This window comes from Corynebacterium pseudotuberculosis (genome assembly GCF_002155265.1).
In the GTDB taxonomy this organism is placed as follows: domain Bacteria; phylum Actinomycetota; class Actinomycetes; order Mycobacteriales; family Mycobacteriaceae; genus Corynebacterium; species Corynebacterium pseudotuberculosis.
Genome location: NZ_CP021251.1, coordinates 1280323 through 1295927 on the forward strand (window position 1 = coordinate 1280323; position 15605 = coordinate 1295927).

Sequence of the window (15605 nt, forward strand, 5' to 3'; positions counted from 1 at the left end):
AGGATTACGCTACCGTGTCACCGATGTTGACTTGTGGCTTTGGTGTGCGCCAGCGCCGTGGTTGGGTCACCCGGCCGTATGCATAGGCACCGATGCCAAAGCCTGTCTCAGAGGTGTTGGGGAAGCGCTCACGTACTGCGCGTGCTGTTTTCCTGCCAAGAACGATGGCCTCGATAGCAAAGGCGGCGATGAAGATCAATGCTACAAGGGACATTGCGTTAGCAAATGTTGGTACCCAGCGCCCGATAAGGAGAATGACAAGAAGCACCAGTGCAAGCGGCATAACAAAGTTTCCAATGTAGCGCTTGGAGTCTACGAGATCGCGGACGTAACGGCGCTCCTCACCGCGATCGCGCTGTAGAAGGTAGCGTTCATCGCCACGATCCATCGCAGCTTGAGCTTCTCGACGCCGCTGCTTGCCCTCTTCCGCGCGCTCCCGCTTATAAGCCTTCCATTCCTCCTTGGACATAGAAGCCTTGAGCTCTTTGCGCTTCTTACGTGAATCGCCATAACCTCCACGGGCACCAAAGCGCGACTCGAAAGTGCCTGGATGCGCCTGAGCCTGCTTACGAGAAGGAGTAGCGTGGCCTTTTTTAGGGGTATAAGCCTTGGAACGATTCGCGGCGTCGCTGAGGCCTGAAGTCTGGGAAGCCGAAGGCGTCTCCGTAGCCGCGAGTGAGGAAGTATCAGTGCTGGCAGGATCTTGAGAGGAGTCTTTGTTCCAAGGTAATTTCACGGTTACTAGGCTACAAGGTATCGCTATAAAAGTGGAACGCAGGAATAACCCCCGTGAGTAGGGCTCCTGCAGAGGATAAAAAAGGGCAGATAAGAGGGCGTATTCTAGGCTGGCTCACTCAAATATTGTGTGCGTGAACCTTCGTTCTTGTGGGGGATGATTGAGGCTTTGGAATAAAACGTGATGGACTTTAGTTCTCTTATAGGAGCCAGTTGGGCCGTGGGAGATAAACTCTATGTGGGGCTTCCCAGACTCAATCGCCGAAAAAGAGAGGGTATAGTTGTCGGTTATAGCTTCTTGTAGAAGACGACAACCGTACTTGTTATAAGTAAGGGAACCTGTTGTGGGTTCTGTCAGGGTGTGGCTCCTGCCACGTAGCGTGGACACTGCACACATCTACACGAGCACGTAAAGAATGAAACCGAGTAACCGCAGTGGCGGAAAACTCGAAAAGGAGACATGATGACTGCACCTACAACCTCCAACACTGGCGTTATCCTCAGCGCAGCTGCAGCAGCTAAAGCCAAAGCGCTGCTTGAGCAGGAGGGGCGTACCGATTTGTCTCTGCGTATTGCAGTACAACCCGGTGGCTGTTCAGGATTGCGCTATCAGCTGTACTTCGACGATCGGGACCTGGACGGCGATAAAGCCGATGTAGTAGATGGAGTCCGTCTTGTCGTGGACAAGATGTCGGTTCCATATCTCACCGGGGCAACCATCGATTTTGCAGACACTATTGAGTCGCAAGGTTTTACCATTGATAACCCTAACGCAGGTAGCTCCTGTGCATGTGGAGACTCATTCAACTGATTTTTGGCATAATACCCCTTTTGGTGGGAGACGTTGTCGATTATAAAAATTCCTCCGCATCATGATCTATCCATGATGCGGAGGAATTTTGCTCTTTCTCGGCGCCTTTTGTGATGCTTCAAAATCCTAGAAAAGGAAGAAAAGTCCAGGTAGGAAGAAAAAATAGGCGGTGGGATTAGATGAACTACCGTCTAATCCCACCACAGCGCGAGGGGCGCCTTAATATTCTACCGCTAGAGATAAACCGGATAGTCCTTTTTCTCGATTCCAGGATCGATTCGGTTTTCTATAAAGATCCCATGCCACACCATAAAGGCAAGAACAGTCCATAGCCTACGAGAATGGTCACTGACTCCTGCTCTGTGTTCATTGAGCATGTCCAAGACAGCTTTCTTATCAAAGATATGGTCTGTGAGTGACTCCGTAATGGTGTCTTGAGCCCAGCCGAATAGCTCGTCTCCAGCTAGCCAATGGCGCATGGGGACAGGGAAACCGAGTTTCTTACGGTGCAGGACATGCGGTGGAACGATCTGTTCCATTGCCTTACGCAGCGCATACTTGGTGGTTCCCTGTGTGACCTTCAGACTATGGGGGATAGTCTCGGCGACCGCAAACACTTCTTTATCCAAGAAGGGAACTCGGAGTTCAAGGGAATGTGCCATGTTGATCTTATCGGCTTTAACCAAAATATCGCCTCGCATCCACGTAAAAAGATCAAGGTGCTGCATGCGCGCCACCGGATCCATATGCGTGGACTGAGCGTAGATTGGGGCTGTGACCTCGCGGTGATCCCATTCCTTCTTAGCCCATGGCAAAACGCGCTGCATCTGCTCAAAGTTAAATGAGCGAGCATTGCCGTAATAGCGTTCTTCCATGGTCATGGAACCGCGCTCTAACAAGGACTTGCCGCGCATGCCTTCGGGGAAAACCTTGGCAAGTTGCCCTAGGCCTCGACGTAGGGGGGACGGGATTTTTTCAAAGGGGGCGAGAGACAACGGCTCTTTATAAATGGTGTAGCCGCCGAAAAGTTCGTCCGCGCCTTCGCCGGAGAGGACAACCTTGACATGCTTCCTAGCTTCTTGGGCCACAAAGAAGAGGGGGACAAGTGAGGGATCTGCTACGGGGTCATCCAGGTACCACATAATCTGGGGGATGGCGTTGGCGTATTCCTCTGGTGACACAACCTTAACGATGTGTTCTACGCCGATCGCTGCAGCAGACTCTGCGGCAACATCAACCTCTGAGTAACCTTCTCTCTCAAAACCTGTGGTGAAGGTCAACAAATTAGGGTTGTGGCGCTTGGCCAACGTAGCTATCGCAGTGGAATCGATGCCACCGGAGAGGAAGGACCCCACGGTGACGTCGGCACGCATATGCTTTTCGACGCTATCCTCTAACGCGCGGGCGATTCGATCAAAAAGATCCTGTTCCTTGCTCTTGGGAACTTCCTGCGCTGGAAATTGGGGACGGAAATAACGAGTCTGTTTGACCTTGCCGCCGGGGACAATTTCCCCGTAACAGCCTGATTCTAACCGGCGAATATTTGCGTGAAGACTTTCCGGTTCTGGTACGTATTGCAGATCAACGTAATGCTCAATAGCTCGTTGATCAAGGCTGAGGTCTAGACCAATATCCTCGGCAGCTTCCAAAATGCATTTCTTCTCCGAGGAAAAAATGGTGCCGGCGTCTGTGGTTGCGTAATACAGCGGCTTGATACCAAACTGATCGCGGGCGAGGAAGAGCTTTTCCTCCTGAGAATCCCAAATAGCAAAGCCAAACATGCCCCGCAGGTGTTGGACAACCTCGGCGCCCCAGTGGTGATATCCAACAACGATGGTCTCGCCATCGCCTGAGGTATTAAAGGTGTAACCGAGTTCCTGTAGTTCTGCCCTGAGCTCTACATAGTTATAGATTTCGCCATTAAACGTCATTGCGTAGCGATCAGTTTGGCCTTGCGGCCCCCATTTTAGTGGCTGATGGGAATGTTCTAGATCGATGATAGAAAGGCGATTGAACCCAAAGACGGCTTGCTGGTCATGCCACGTTCCAGCCTCATCTGGGCCCCTGTGACGCATACACGGTAGCGATTTTTCGATGGCCGAGACATACCTTTGGGCGTCCCTTGTGCTCGTAAGCATGCCAAGAAGTCCGCACATAGTTCGCCGCTCCTTCTTATATATGAACAAAGTACTTAGCTGTCTAAGGGTACCCCGTTGGGGTTGTAGAAGGTATTACGAGGATCGGCTTTGGGGAATGTGAGCGAAAACGCTCTTAATTCTCGGGGGAGGGGTGTGGGAGCGTCCTAGATTGCTCTTATTTTTTATACGCTGTCGCGCTAAAGAATTCGCTTTTTGAGGCACTAACGTGCTGTTTTCTGGGGGAGGGTATACATAAGGTTGATTGTCAGTTTAGTTCCTGTGATTTAAGGCACTATATTCTGGCGTGATCTGCGCTACTGGGGTGGATTTCCCTAGGAAATCCGAAGGTTCCTGGAGAAACCATAGTGGGAAGAAGGGGGAGAGCGTGCCGTGACATTCAGGAAAACAAAGAGGGGTGGACTATCCTGCACTAATAGGCGTGGGTTTTGGGCTGTCCCAATCAGGAACTGATGTGTTTGCGGATGGTCTAAGGCTCTAAAGGAAATAAGTGCGACAGGAAGGCAAACGCGCGTGGAACAGCAGCAAAAGCGTGGCATTGGGCGCAAAGCATTGCTTGGTGGTGCCATCGGTTTTGGTGGCCTTACCCTTGCGGGATGTGACGTAGATGCACCAGGCGGTGTTTTGGGTAAAGCTCTAGCCTTTGGTTGGCCGGAAGGTATTACGCCCGAAGCTACGTCGATGTATAACTTCTGGGTCTGGGTCTGGGTAGCTGCCTGGATCATTGGCTTTATTATGTGGGGCCTCTTTATCTATGGAATGTTTGCGTGGAGCGCTAAGCGCGCAAAGAAAGCCGGTAAAGATGAGTTCCCGCGTCAGACTCAGTACAACATTCCATTAGAGCTGGTGCTCACGATCATCCCGATCGTGATTGTTATGGGTCTCTTCTTCTTCACTGTTCAGACACAGGACAAAGTCACCGCAATGGATAAAGATCCTAAGGTTACTGTAGATGTGACTGCTTATCAGTGGAACTGGAAGTTTGGATACTCGGATATCGCTGCCGATCTTTCCCCTACCGGTGCTGAATATAAGGGTGTCGATGATGCTCGCCAAGCTGCTGCTGAGGCAAGCAAGGTGGATCCTAGCGGCAAGAACCCAATCAACGGAATGTCTAAGACCGATACGTCTTACTTGCACTTTAACAAGATTGAGACTTTGGGTACCTCTGAAGAGATTCCAGTCTTAGTTCTTCCAAGCGACACCGCAATTCAGTTTGATTTGGCTTCTGCTGACGTTTCTCACGCATTCTGGGTTCCGGAGTTCCTGTTCAAGCGTGACGTGTACAACCACCCTGAACAGAACAAGCAGCAGCGTCGCTTCCAGATTGAAAAGATCGAAAAGACTGGCGCTTTTGTGGGACGTTGTGCCGAAATGTGCGGTACCTACCACGCAATGATGAACTTTGAGATTCGCGTAGTAACTCCCGAGAAGTTCAAGCAGTACATCTCTTTCCGGAATAGCAACCCGCAGGCTACAAACTCCGATGCCCTAAAGAGCATTGGGGAGGAGCCCTACGCAACCACCACGCACCCGTTCAACTCCGAGCGCGCTACGCGTGATGGCAATAACTTTGATAAGACCAGCCCCGCTGCGTAGGAACAAGGAGAAGTAGAGAACATGAAAGCTACATCCAAGATCATGTATTCGATGGCAACATTCCTTGCTGTCATGTCGGTGATCTACGTTTTTGCCACAATGTATGTGAGGGATTCTGGTAGCCACCCCGGTTTTGAATGGGCTGGTGGAGTTTCGCTGATTCTGGCTACGCTGCTCACCTTGATGCTGGGCGGGTACTTGCACTTTACTGAAAATCGTATTGATATCCTTCCTGAGGACTGGGAAGAGGCTGAGGTTGCTGATGCCGCTGGCACCCTCGGATTCTTTAGCCCTAGTTCCATCTGGCCCGCAGCTATGAGTGGCTCTGTTGCCGTTCTTGGCTTTGGCGTTATTTTCCTTCATTACTGGCTCATTGCGGTTGGTGCGGCATTGCTTATTTACACCACAACCATGTTGAACCTTCAGTACGGAATGCCAAAAGAAAAGCACTAGTTACATCACTAGCCTTCCGCTTTTGTTGCTGGAAACGCACTTTCCTTAGAAAATAAATCCGATCCCCACCTCTCATTATGGCGGTGGGGATCGGATTTTTATCTGTTTTAAAAACAGTGCTGCTGATGTCTGGGAAAAGTTCCCGCGGGGTTAAAAATAATTTTTAAGGGGCAAAAAACGTCAGCCTAACCGGTTTTGAGTATAAAAGCGCAGGTAGTTGGGGGTCATACTAAAGTTGCAGCATTGAGGGGAGAGCTCTTTCTGGGGTGTGAAATATCTCTCAAGAAAAATGAAGGGGGAAATAAAACTGGAAAGAAATGTAGGAGGGGTGATGTAGGGGGACTAAGGGGGAGTCTGGGTGATTTTCGGTCTCCTACTGTGATGACCTGCGGAAACCTGTCGTCGTATAAAGAGGGCTTTTAGTTCTCGTTGTCTTTAAGAAAAACTGTGGGCTGTGGAACACAAAAATATCGCTTTTTGTAAGAAATGAGGACCTAAAAAGGGCGGGGGCAAGATGTGACTTGATCGGAAGAAACGGCCATACTAATTAACGTGACGAGCGCAATAGGAAACAAAGATATGGCAGCACCGCAGCGTGTTGCGGCACTGAACCGGCCAAATATGGTCAGTGTCGGCACGATTGTGTTCCTGTCTCAGGAATTAATGTTCTTTGCCGGTTTGTTTGCGATGTACTTCACATCGCGTGCAAATGGGATTGGTAATGGCTCTTGGAAAGAAGAGGCCGGACACCTCAATGTGCCTTATGCATTGGTAATCACCGTTATTTTGGTGTCTTCCTCTGTAACAGCTCAGTTTGGTGTGTTTGCAGCAGAGCGTGGAGACGTTTTTGGTCTTCGTCGTTGGTTCTCGCTGACCATTTTGTTGGGTGCGATCTTCCTACTCGGTCAGAGTTATGAGTACTACCACTTGATCGAGCACGGTATGACGATTCCGAGCAGTGTATATGCGTCTGCGTTCTACATCACCACGGGCTTCCACGCAGCTCACGTGCTTGCGGGTGTCTTGGCTTTTGTGGTTGTGCTACTTCGTATTTCTAAATCGAAGTTCACACCAGCACAGGCGACTGCTGCGATGGTGGTGTCCTATTACTGGCACTTCGTTGACGTGGTCTGGATCGGCCTGTTCATCACGATCTACTTCATTCAATAGGCGGTCTTGGCTCATGTGACCGCTGACTCCGGTTGTATGAACTGAACTAGCCCCTCACTTTCCGTATTCGAGAACATTAAGGGAAATGATGGATACCACCCAGAACAAGACTGAAGCGGTAGAAATACCCTCAGCTTCAGTCTCCAAGGCCAAGAAAGTTCGAGCTCGCCGCAAGGTGCGCCGGACTGCCGCTGGTGCTTTAGCTCTAGCTGTTGGCCTTACCGGTACCGGACTGTTGGTTAACGCAGTGACACCTGATGCCCAGGTAGCTACCGCGCGCCAAGACGAGCAAGCAATGATTCAGGAAGGTAAGGATCTTTATGACGTTGCTTGTATCACCTGCCACGGTGCAAACCTCCAAGGTGTGAAAGACCGAGGTCCTTCACTGATCGGTGTTGGCTCCGGTGCAACGTACTTCCAGGTTCATTCTGGTCGTATGCCAATGCTGCGCAATGAGGCACAGGCTATGCGCAAAGCCCCGCGCTACTCTGAGGCACAGACCCTAGCGCTGGCCGCATATGTTGAGGCTAACGGTGGCGGCCCCGGCATCGTATATAACGAGGACGGCTCTGTCGCGCTAGATACTCTTCGTGGTGCTAACTACAACGGAAAGATCGATCCAGCCGATGTCGCTCGCGGCTCGGATCTCTTCCGTTTGAATTGCGCTTCTTGCCACAATTTCACGGGACGCGGTGGTGCGCTGTCTAGTGGTAAATATGCACCTGTTCTAGATCCTGCAAACGAGCAGGAGATCTACCAGGCAATGCTTACTGGTCCTCAGAACATGCCTAAGTTCTCGGATCGTCAGCTCTCCGCTGATGAGAAGAAAGACATTATTGCTTACATCAAATCAGCTAAAGAGACGCCTAGCCCAGGCGGCTGGAACTTGGGTGGACTAGGCCCAGTCTCTGAAGGCATGTTGATGTGGCTCGTTGGAATCGTGGTCTTGGTGGCCGCTGCTCTGTGGATTGGATCTCGCTCATGAGCAATAGCAATGGAAAGAAATACACAACGCAAGAATTAGAAGCGATGTCTAATGACGAGCTAGCCCGTTTGGGTACAGAGCTCGACGGAGTGACTGTTGCTTATCGCAAAGAGCGTTTTCCGGTCGAAGGCGATCCTGCTTCCAAGCGTGCTTCTATAAAAGTTGGCGTTTGGTTTGGTATTGGCATCGTTGCAGCCCTGGCTTACTTGGCTATCTACCTGTTCTGGCCGTGGCACTATAAAGGTCTCGGCGACTCTGGTCTGTGGACCTATACCCTGTACACGCCACTGCTTGGTTTGACCGCAGGTCTTGCCATTTTGTCACTAGGCTTTGGCGTAATCATTTACATCAAGAACATCATTCCAGCAGAGATTTCGGTGCAACGCCGTCACGATGGTCCTTCGGAAGAAACCGATCGTCGTACAATCACCGCGCTCCTGAATGATTCTTGGGAAACCTCCACCCTGGGACGTCGTAAAGTCCTGAAGTCGATGCTTGGTGTCGGTGGTCTCCTTGCCGGCTTGGTTATTATTGCCCCGCTCGGTGGTATGGTGAAGAACCCTTGGAAGAAGGGCGAGCTAGGTATTCAGGGTGATGGAACCCTATGGACTTCCGGTTGGACTTTGCATGAGAAAGGCGTGAAGCTTTACTTAGGGCGCGATACCGGAACCACGGCAGAAAAGCACAGCACTTCTGTTGGCACGCATTACACGACTCACGGCGTTAGCCGCCTTGTTCGCATGCGTCCGGAAGATCTTTCTGCTGCTGCGATGGAAACCGTTTTCCCGCTTCCAGAAGAGCTGGTTAACGACGGCGATAAGTACAGCGCAAATGCGGACGTATACACGGAGCAGATGCACTCGATCCACGGTCCGCGAAACGCAGTCATGCTGATTCGTCTCCGCGCTTCTGATGCTCAAAAAGTTGTTGAGCGCGAGGGGCAGGAAGAGTTCCACTACGGCGATTACTACGCCTACTCCAAGATCTGCACGCACATTGGTTGCCCAACGTCTCTCTACGAGGCTCAGACAAACCGCATCCTTTGCCCGTGCCACCAGTCGCAGTTTGATGCATTGCATTACGGCAAGCCAGTTTTCGGTCCGGCTGCCCGTGCTTTGCCGCAGCTGCCGATCACCGTTGATGAAGAGGGTTACCTCATTGCCGCAGGAAACTTTGTTGAACCTGTCGGCCCGGCATTCTGGGAGCGTCGTTCATGAGCAACAAACTAGCTGACATTGGCAATAATATTGACTCGCGCTACACAGCTGCTGCTGGTATTCGCCGTCAAATTAATAAGGTATTCCCGACGCATTGGTCTTTCATGCTCGGCGAGATCGCTCTCTACAGCTTCGTTATTTTGTTGCTGACCGGCGTATACCTGACACTTTTCTTTGATCCCTCCATCACCAAGGTTATTTATGAAGGCGCTTACTTGCCTTTGAACGGTGTGGAGATGTCTCGTGCGTATGAGACTGCACTGAACCTTTCCTTCGAAGTTCGTGGTGGTCTGTTTATTCGCCAGATGCACCACTGGGCTGCGCTGACCTTCATGGTCTCCATGACGGTGCATATGCTCCGCATCTTCTTCACTGGCGCTTTCCGCCGCCCGCGTGAAGCCAACTGGATTATCGGTTGTGTGCTTTTGTTCTTGGGCATGGCTGAAGGCTTCATGGGATACTCCCTCCCCGATGATCTGCTCTCAGGCGTTGGTCTGCGCATCATGTCTGCCATTATTTTGGCTCTCCCGATCATCGGCACCTGGTTGCACTGGTTGATCTTTGGTGGAGATTTCCCCTCTGATCTGATGCTTGACCGCTTCTATATTGCACACGTGCTCATCATCCCAGGCATCATCCTCGGTTTGATCGCGGCTCACCTTGCTCTGGTGTGGTACCAAAAGCACACGCAGTTCCCAGGTGCTGGACGTACAGAGAATAACGTTGTTGGCGTTCGTATCCTGCCTGTCTTCATCCTAGAGACCACATCCTTCGGATTGGTTACCTTCGGCTTCTTGGCACTCCTGGCTGGTTTGACCTCTATCAACGCTATCTGGAACCTGGGTCCTTATAACCCGTCACAGGTGTCAGCCGGGTCGCAACCTGATATTTACATGCTGTGGACTGACGGTGCTGCGCGTGTGATGCCTGCTTGGGAACTCTACTTTGGTAACTACACCATCCCCGGTGCTTTCTGGGTCGCCCTTCTTTGTGGCGTTCTTGTTGCACTACTCGTGGCTTACCCGTTCATTGAGAAGAAGATCACTGGCGATGATGCGCACCACAACCTCTTGCAGCGTCCTCGGGATGTCCCGGTACGTACATCGCTTGGCGTGATGGCGATTGTCTTCTACTTCTTGCTTACTCTCTCTGGTGGTAACGATCTGTTTGCGTACCACTTCCAGGTCTCCCTCAACGCTATGACATGGGTTGGACGTATCGGTCTGATTGTTCTGCCTCCACTGGCTTACTTTATTACTTACCGGATTTGCCTTGGTCTGCAGCGCTCTGACCGTGAGGTTTTGGAACACGGTATTGAGACGGGCGTTATCAAGATCATGCCTAATGGCGCCTTTGTAGAGGTACACCAGCCGCTTGGTCCTGTAGATGAGCATGGACACCCAATTCCGCTTCCATACGCTGGCGCTGCTGTTCCTAAGCAGCTCAACCAGCTCGGCTTTGGTGGACACCCTGGTCGTGGTTCCTTCTTCACTCCTGATTCGGAGGATATCGCGGCTAAATACGATGAAATAGAGCATGAGAATCATCGCGAAGAAGTCGAAATGTATGAGAATCTGCAGAAGCAGAATCGCATCAAAGATGGGGTAGAAAAAGACTAGCCCTAAAAAACGTTCTCGAATACGAAAAGCAGCCTTTCTGATAAGCAGGAAGGCTGCTTTTCGGTTTTCTTGGATTACCCCTTATATATAAGGAACAAACTCAGAGGGGATAACTGTGGGGTGGAGGTGGGAAAATCCTAGCCAGGGGACACATGCATGACCGCGAAGGATGAGTTTTAGACTCATTATTATTACGTGTCCCGTTTAGTCATCGATGCAAAATAAGTGTTTCGCATGACTCCTGACGCCCTACAGATGCTGTTACTTTTGAGGCTTTAGTTACACAAGGGACGGTTTTTTAGATGGGAAATAGTCATAATGCTGCACTTTTTTGGCACGAAAAAGGTCAGTCGAGGCTTCTATTATGGAGAAAATCACAAAATGTGATCGGGATCATATGTATTTATATTTCAACGATTGTGGTGAAAGTGTGATGGACTTTGGGGGATTTTTTGCCCTTGAAAGTATTTCTTATTAATGCAGCTTGGTGGGGAAATTTTTACCATTTAATACTGCAGGGTTCGGTTAGTGGGGGTGGTCTTATTTAAAATTAAGGAAAGGTGGGATCTGTTAAGTAACGGTTTTATAACGCGCGGATTTTTGTTGATGGGTGGACATAAAGCGTTGCCGTTTCGTAACCTAATCGAGACATTTGAGTTGGTCCCGTGTGATGGGGCTGCACGTACTTGAAGATAGGGTCGCTTGCTTCCTTCTAAAAAGGGAAAGCAGTCACTATGTGGCAGACCGATAAGGATTTGGAGTTTCTTTCGTGGCTAAGCACCGTCGCAGCAATCAGAACACCGCACGTAATGCAGCAGCAGCTTCCGCTGTCGTGGTGGGTGCCACCGCAACTCTTACCGGGCAAGCACATGCCGCTGAGGTTGTAGTTCCTAACACTGGAATCAAGTTTGAGGTTCAGGGGATTGAAAATGTACCCGGCATTGCAAACGTTCCGGGTAGTGATCAGTGGATTCCTTCTCTGCAGGGGCAGGGCGGAAATGCTGATTACTCCGCATTGGTAAACGTTCCTACCATCAGTTCTTCTCCGGCCGCTTCTTCTGGCCAGGCTGTTGTTGATGCGGCACGATCTAAGATCGGTTCACCGTATGTGTGGGGAGCTGCAGGTCCTAGCGCTTTCGACTGCTCTGGTTTGACCTCGTGGGCATATGCACAGATTGGTAAGTCCATCCCGCGTACTTCCTACGCTCAGGCTGCGGGTGGAACAAAGGTTGCTCGACAGGATCTTCAGCCTGGAGACATTATCGCCTTCTACTCCGGTGCATCCCATGTTGGAATTTATACGGGCAATGGCACTGTTATCCATGCACTCACTGAAGGTACCCCGCTTTCTGAGTCACCTATTGATTACATGCCTTATTACAACGCAGTTCGGTATTAATTAGACCTGTGGTTAATAGTGAAAGTTCGGCATAACGGTGCCGAACCTTCACTATTTTCACTTTGCTTAGGGGCGTCCAGGGCAATGCTTGTTTTTTGCTGTGTGAGCTATATAGTTGTTGTGTTCATCTAGCTAGACATTTTGGGGAAAACAGTGAAAAAAACGCGCCAAATGCTTTTCGTTGCACCTTTGCTGGTCATGATTTCTGCAGGGGGAGCTTTGTCCCCGGCTGTTTTTGCTGATGATGTTGAATCCCTTATTAGCTCAATGGACGCCATTTCCCAAGATGCTAACGCTAAGAATGAGGCTGTGAAACAGCTGGAACTTGATTTGGCTGCGGGAAAAGAGGCTTTACAGAATCTTCAAGCCGACGTTGATCGCGCTACTCAAGAAGCTGACGAGGCAAAGTCTAAAGAAGACGTCTATCGCAGTGAAATCAATCGTCTAGCGGCTTCAAAATATCGTGGGGCGGTTATCGATCCCTTAACTAATGCTGTTTCGGCAGAAAATCCCCAGAATGCTATTGATCGTGCCGCATACATGTCGGTTCTCACTAGAAATGCGCAGGCTGCTCTAGGCGAGCTATCTAAAGCAACGGAAAACTCTGCTATTAAGAGAGGATCTGTTACTCGCGCGATCGCTGAAGCAAAGTTTAAGCAAGCCGAGCTTGAAAGACAGCACGGAGTTTTGCTCAAAGAGCAGGAAGCCCTCAAGACCAAGACTGAAGACCTACGTAAACAGGTAGAAAGTCTCAGCCGCGAAGACCGGCTGCGATGGGAAGCGAAGAATGGTCCTGTGGAATATTCGCTCGACGGGGTCGTAGGTTCTAATCCCGAGGGGATGGGAGCGTTGCAGGCTGCTATGACTAAGCTCGGTTCGCCTTATGGGTGGGGAGCAGTAGGACCGTCGCAATTTGATTGTTCTGGATTGGTGTATTGGTCTTATCAGCAACAGGGTAAATCTCTTCCGCGGACGTCTCAGGCACAGATGGCTGGTGGAACTCCCGTTTCTCGTAGTGAGCTGCAGCCAGGAGACGTCGTCGGGTACTATCCGGGGGCTACCCATGTAGGAATTTATGCCGGCAACGGAATGCTCGTACATGCGTCGGATTATGGTATCCCGGTCCAGGTGGTACCCGTAGACTCGATGCCTTTTTATGGAGCTCGCCGTTACTAATCATTTGCATTGCATTCCCGACGATCGTCGGGTTCTCACTATTCAGGGGAGAATCAGAGTATGGCCCGGGTGCTCTTAGTTACCAATGATTTTCCGCCGACGCTTGGCGGCATCCAGTCGTATGTTCGTGACTACCTTGCTGAGTTGCCACCACAGGACGTAGTGGTATTTGCGTCTACTCAAGATAGCGTTGCGGCGGAATCCTATGATGCAGCCCTTCCATATAAGGTTTATCGTTGGCCTCGCAAAATTATGCTTCCTACTTCTGCTACGGCGCGTCGAATGGCAGAAATTATAGAGAAAGAGCACATAGATACGGTATGGTTCGGTGCGGCTGCTCCGCTGGGACTTCTTGGCAAAAAAGCTAAGAAAGCTGGTGCACGCCGAGTTATTGCTTCTACTCATGGGCATGAGGTGGGGTGGGCAATGATCCCGATAGCACGCCAACTCTTGCGGCTCATTGGTCAATACAGTGACGTGGTCACTTATATTTCCGAATTCACGCTTGAGCGTATTCGTGGAGCCTTTGGCCCTAGCGCTAGGTTTGCGCACCTTCCTTCTGGCGTGGACATAGAGCGTTTTCACCCAGTAGAAAATGGCGTGAGGGAGCGTATCCGCAAGGACTTGGGGTGGGATGAGAACGAGTTTATTATCGCGTGTATTTCTCGTCTGGTACCCAGAAAAGGACAAGACCGGCTCATTCAGGCTCTTCCTGAGATACTTCGAGAGGAGCAGTCGAGTCGGTTGGTGCTTGTAGGGGGAGGACCATACGAAAACACGCTAGTGGAGCTAGCGGAAAAACATGGAGTAGCAGATCACGTAGCTTTCATGGGTCGGGTCTCTGAAGAATGCATGGTGGAGATTCTTCAAGCTTGTGATCTTTTTGCTATGCCGTGTCGAACTAGGGGACGAGGACTTGATGTTGAGGGGCTAGGGATTGTCTTTCTGGAGGCTCAGGCGTGTGGCGTTCCGGTCATTGCTGGGAACTCAGGCGGCGCCCCGGAGACGATTGCATCTGGAAGCGGTGTAGTCGTGGACGGGAATAATGCTGAGGCGGTGGCGCTTGCCGTGAACTCTCTTGCAGCGATGGGAGGGGAGCGTCGGCAAGCTATGTCGGACAAGGGGAGAAAACACGTGAGAGAGCAATGGAGTTGGGAGATTATGGGGCGGAGATTGCGCGCGTTGCTATAAGCGTGAATGTGATATTGGGGTAGCGGCTCGCTATACTTTGCTAGTTATGCGTTAAGCGGTTCCGTAGTGCGCGGCCGCATATAGCGCGCGTTTTCTAAGAAGTCGAGGACAGTTGAGGCGAGATATGTCTGAAAGATCCGACGCAGTCACCGTGGGCTTTGATATTGGTGGCACTAACATGCGGGCGGCGGCGGTGACTTCGGATGGTCAGATTATTGACTCTATGTCGGTTCCTACGCCATCAACTCCTGAATTACTTGAATCGGGCATCATCGGGTTGGTGGATAACCTGAAGCAAAAACACGAGGTTTCCGCAGTAGGCCTCGCCGTAGCTGGCTTCTTGGATCCTGATTGTGAGGTCGTTCGTTTTGCTCCACACCTTCCGTGGAGAGACCGGCATGTCCGTGCAGAACTTTCAGATGCTTTAGGGCTACCTGTCCGGCTTGAGCACGATGCAAATTCTGCTGCATGGGGAGAATATCGGTTTGGTGCCGCTCAGGGGGCAGATAACTGGGTTCTTTTTGCCGTGGGAACGGGAATTGGTGCAACCCTTATGCATCAAGGAGAAATTTACCGTGGGGCTTTTGGCACAGCGCCGGAATTCGGGCACCTCACTGTGGTACCAGGGGGACGAACATGTTCCTGCGGTAAACGAGGGTGCCTTGAACGCTACTGTTCGGGAACTGCCCTGGAAACTACTGCCCGCGAGATGATCGCGGCGGGCAAAGCAACAGAGTCCGTGCTTATCGACTATCTAGCTGATGGTTCCCTGAGCGGTAAGCGCATTATGGCCGCAGCTAGCGACGGTGATCAGCTGGCTTGCGCTGTAGTTGAAGATTTTGCGCAATGGATGGGGCGAGCCCTATCCGTGGTTGCCGATGTCCTTGATCCCGGTCTTATTGTGATTGGTGGGGGCGTATCCACTGCAAGCGCGCTTTATATTGATACTGCTGTGGAGACAATGGCTGCATCGATGGTGGGGGCAGGATACCGCCCCCTTCCCACAGTTTCGTGTGCGAAGCTAGGCGGAGATGCGGGTATGATCGGGGTATCTGATTTGGCTCGCCAATTGGTTTGATAGCCCTCGCTCTCTG

At 51.0% G+C, this 15605-nt stretch carries 13 protein-coding genes; 11 read left to right on the top strand and 2 right to left on the bottom strand.

The features are described from left to right. Positions 1 to 4: 4 nt before the first annotated feature. Entirely contained in the window at positions 5 to 736 is a 732-nt protein-coding gene (locus CpATCC19410_RS06020) for a DUF3043 domain-containing protein (protein ID WP_014300819.1), read from the bottom strand. A gap of 462 nt (positions 737 to 1198) precedes the next feature. Here CpATCC19410_RS06020 and CpATCC19410_RS06025 point away from each other — a divergent pair, with 462 nt between their 5' ends. After that, positions 1199 to 1546 (top strand): HesB/IscA family protein, encoded by a 348-nt coding sequence (locus CpATCC19410_RS06025; RefSeq protein ID WP_013242285.1) that lies wholly within the window; start codon positions 1199 to 1201, stop codon positions 1544 to 1546. Positions 1547 to 1779: 233 nt separating this feature from the next. On the opposite strand, the gene asnB is transcribed toward CpATCC19410_RS06025, so the two are convergent. Continuing rightward, complete coding sequence (gene asnB / locus CpATCC19410_RS06030; protein ID WP_013242284.1) at positions 1780 to 3702, bottom strand: asparagine synthase (glutamine-hydrolyzing); 1923 nt, start codon at positions 3700 to 3702, stop codon at positions 1780 to 1782. Positions 3703 to 4215: 513 nt separating this feature from the next. Between asnB and ctaC the strand changes: the two genes are divergently transcribed. The 10 genes from ctaC to CpATCC19410_RS06080 all read left to right on the top strand — a co-directional run bounded on the left by ctaC (position 4216) and on the right by CpATCC19410_RS06080 (position 15589). Continuing rightward, positions 4216 to 5301 (top strand): aa3-type cytochrome oxidase subunit II, encoded by a 1086-nt coding sequence (ctaC, locus tag CpATCC19410_RS06035; RefSeq protein WP_013242283.1) that lies wholly within the window; start codon positions 4216 to 4218, stop codon positions 5299 to 5301. Between the two features lie 21 nt (positions 5302 to 5322). Beyond that, positions 5323 to 5754 (top strand): aa3-type cytochrome oxidase subunit IV, encoded by a 432-nt coding sequence (ctaF, locus tag CpATCC19410_RS06040; protein ID WP_013242282.1) that lies wholly within the window; start codon positions 5323 to 5325, stop codon positions 5752 to 5754. Between the two features lie 552 nt (positions 5755 to 6306). Further along, positions 6307 to 6924 (top strand): aa3-type cytochrome oxidase subunit III, encoded by a 618-nt coding sequence (gene ctaE / locus CpATCC19410_RS06045; RefSeq protein ID WP_086591956.1) that lies wholly within the window; start codon positions 6307 to 6309, stop codon positions 6922 to 6924. An 88-nt stretch (positions 6925 to 7012) separates the two neighbouring features. Further along, entirely contained in the window at positions 7013 to 7909 is an 897-nt protein-coding gene (qcrC, locus tag CpATCC19410_RS06050) for a cytochrome bc1 complex diheme cytochrome c subunit (RefSeq protein WP_013242280.1), read from the top strand. Next, on the top strand, positions 7906 to 9126 hold the full coding sequence (qcrA, locus tag CpATCC19410_RS06055) for a cytochrome bc1 complex Rieske iron-sulfur subunit (protein WP_014300818.1): 1221 nt from the start codon (positions 7906 to 7908) through the stop codon (positions 9124 to 9126). The genes qcrC and qcrA overlap by 4 nt, the downstream gene beginning before the upstream one ends. Next, entirely contained in the window at positions 9123 to 10745 is a 1623-nt protein-coding gene (qcrB, locus tag CpATCC19410_RS06060) for a cytochrome bc1 complex cytochrome b subunit (protein ID WP_014401280.1), read from the top strand. Before qcrA ends, qcrB begins: the two co-directional genes overlap by 4 nt. Before the next feature lie 769 nt (positions 10746 to 11514). After that, a complete protein-coding gene (locus tag CpATCC19410_RS06065) occupies positions 11515 to 12144 on the top strand; it encodes a C40 family peptidase (protein ID WP_013242277.1) in 630 nt (209 codons plus the stop codon). Between the two features lie 171 nt (positions 12145 to 12315). Continuing rightward, positions 12316 to 13320, top strand: coding sequence for a C40 family peptidase (locus CpATCC19410_RS06070; RefSeq protein WP_014401277.1), 1005 nt, complete (start codon positions 12316 to 12318; stop codon positions 13318 to 13320). Positions 13321 to 13380: 60 nt separating this feature from the next. After that, positions 13381 to 14511, top strand: a complete 1131-nt coding sequence (locus CpATCC19410_RS06075) for a glycosyltransferase family 4 protein (protein ID WP_013242275.1) — start codon at positions 13381 to 13383, stop codon at positions 14509 to 14511. A gap of 124 nt (positions 14512 to 14635) precedes the next feature. Next, positions 14636 to 15589 carry an ROK family protein gene (locus tag CpATCC19410_RS06080; protein ID WP_014401276.1) on the top strand — a complete coding sequence of 318 codons (954 nt, stop codon included), beginning with the start codon at positions 14636 to 14638 and terminating at the stop codon, positions 15587 to 15589. Positions 15590 to 15605 lie beyond the last annotated feature (16 nt).

Coding starts and splice junctions, on each gene's coding strand:
- CpATCC19410_RS06025 (WP_013242285.1), top strand. CDS start 1,199: ATGACTGCACCTACAACCTCCAACACTGGCGTTATCCTCAGCGCAGCT.
- asnB (WP_013242284.1), bottom strand. CDS start 3,702: ATGTGCGGACTTCTTGGCATGCTTACGAGCACAAGGGACGCCCAAAGG.
- CpATCC19410_RS06070 (WP_014401277.1), top strand. CDS start 12,316: ATGCTTTTCGTTGCACCTTTGCTGGTCATGATTTCTGCAGGGGGAGCT.
- CpATCC19410_RS06080 (WP_014401276.1), top strand. CDS start 14,636: ATGTCTGAAAGATCCGACGCAGTCACCGTGGGCTTTGATATTGGTGGC.
- qcrA (WP_014300818.1), top strand. CDS start 7,906: ATGAGCAATAGCAATGGAAAGAAATACACAACGCAAGAATTAGAAGCG.
- qcrB (WP_014401280.1), top strand. CDS start 9,123: ATGAGCAACAAACTAGCTGACATTGGCAATAATATTGACTCGCGCTAC.
- CpATCC19410_RS06075 (WP_013242275.1), top strand. CDS start 13,381: ATGGCCCGGGTGCTCTTAGTTACCAATGATTTTCCGCCGACGCTTGGC.
- ctaF (WP_013242282.1), top strand. CDS start 5,323: ATGAAAGCTACATCCAAGATCATGTATTCGATGGCAACATTCCTTGCT.
- qcrC (WP_013242280.1), top strand. CDS start 7,013: ATGGATACCACCCAGAACAAGACTGAAGCGGTAGAAATACCCTCAGCT.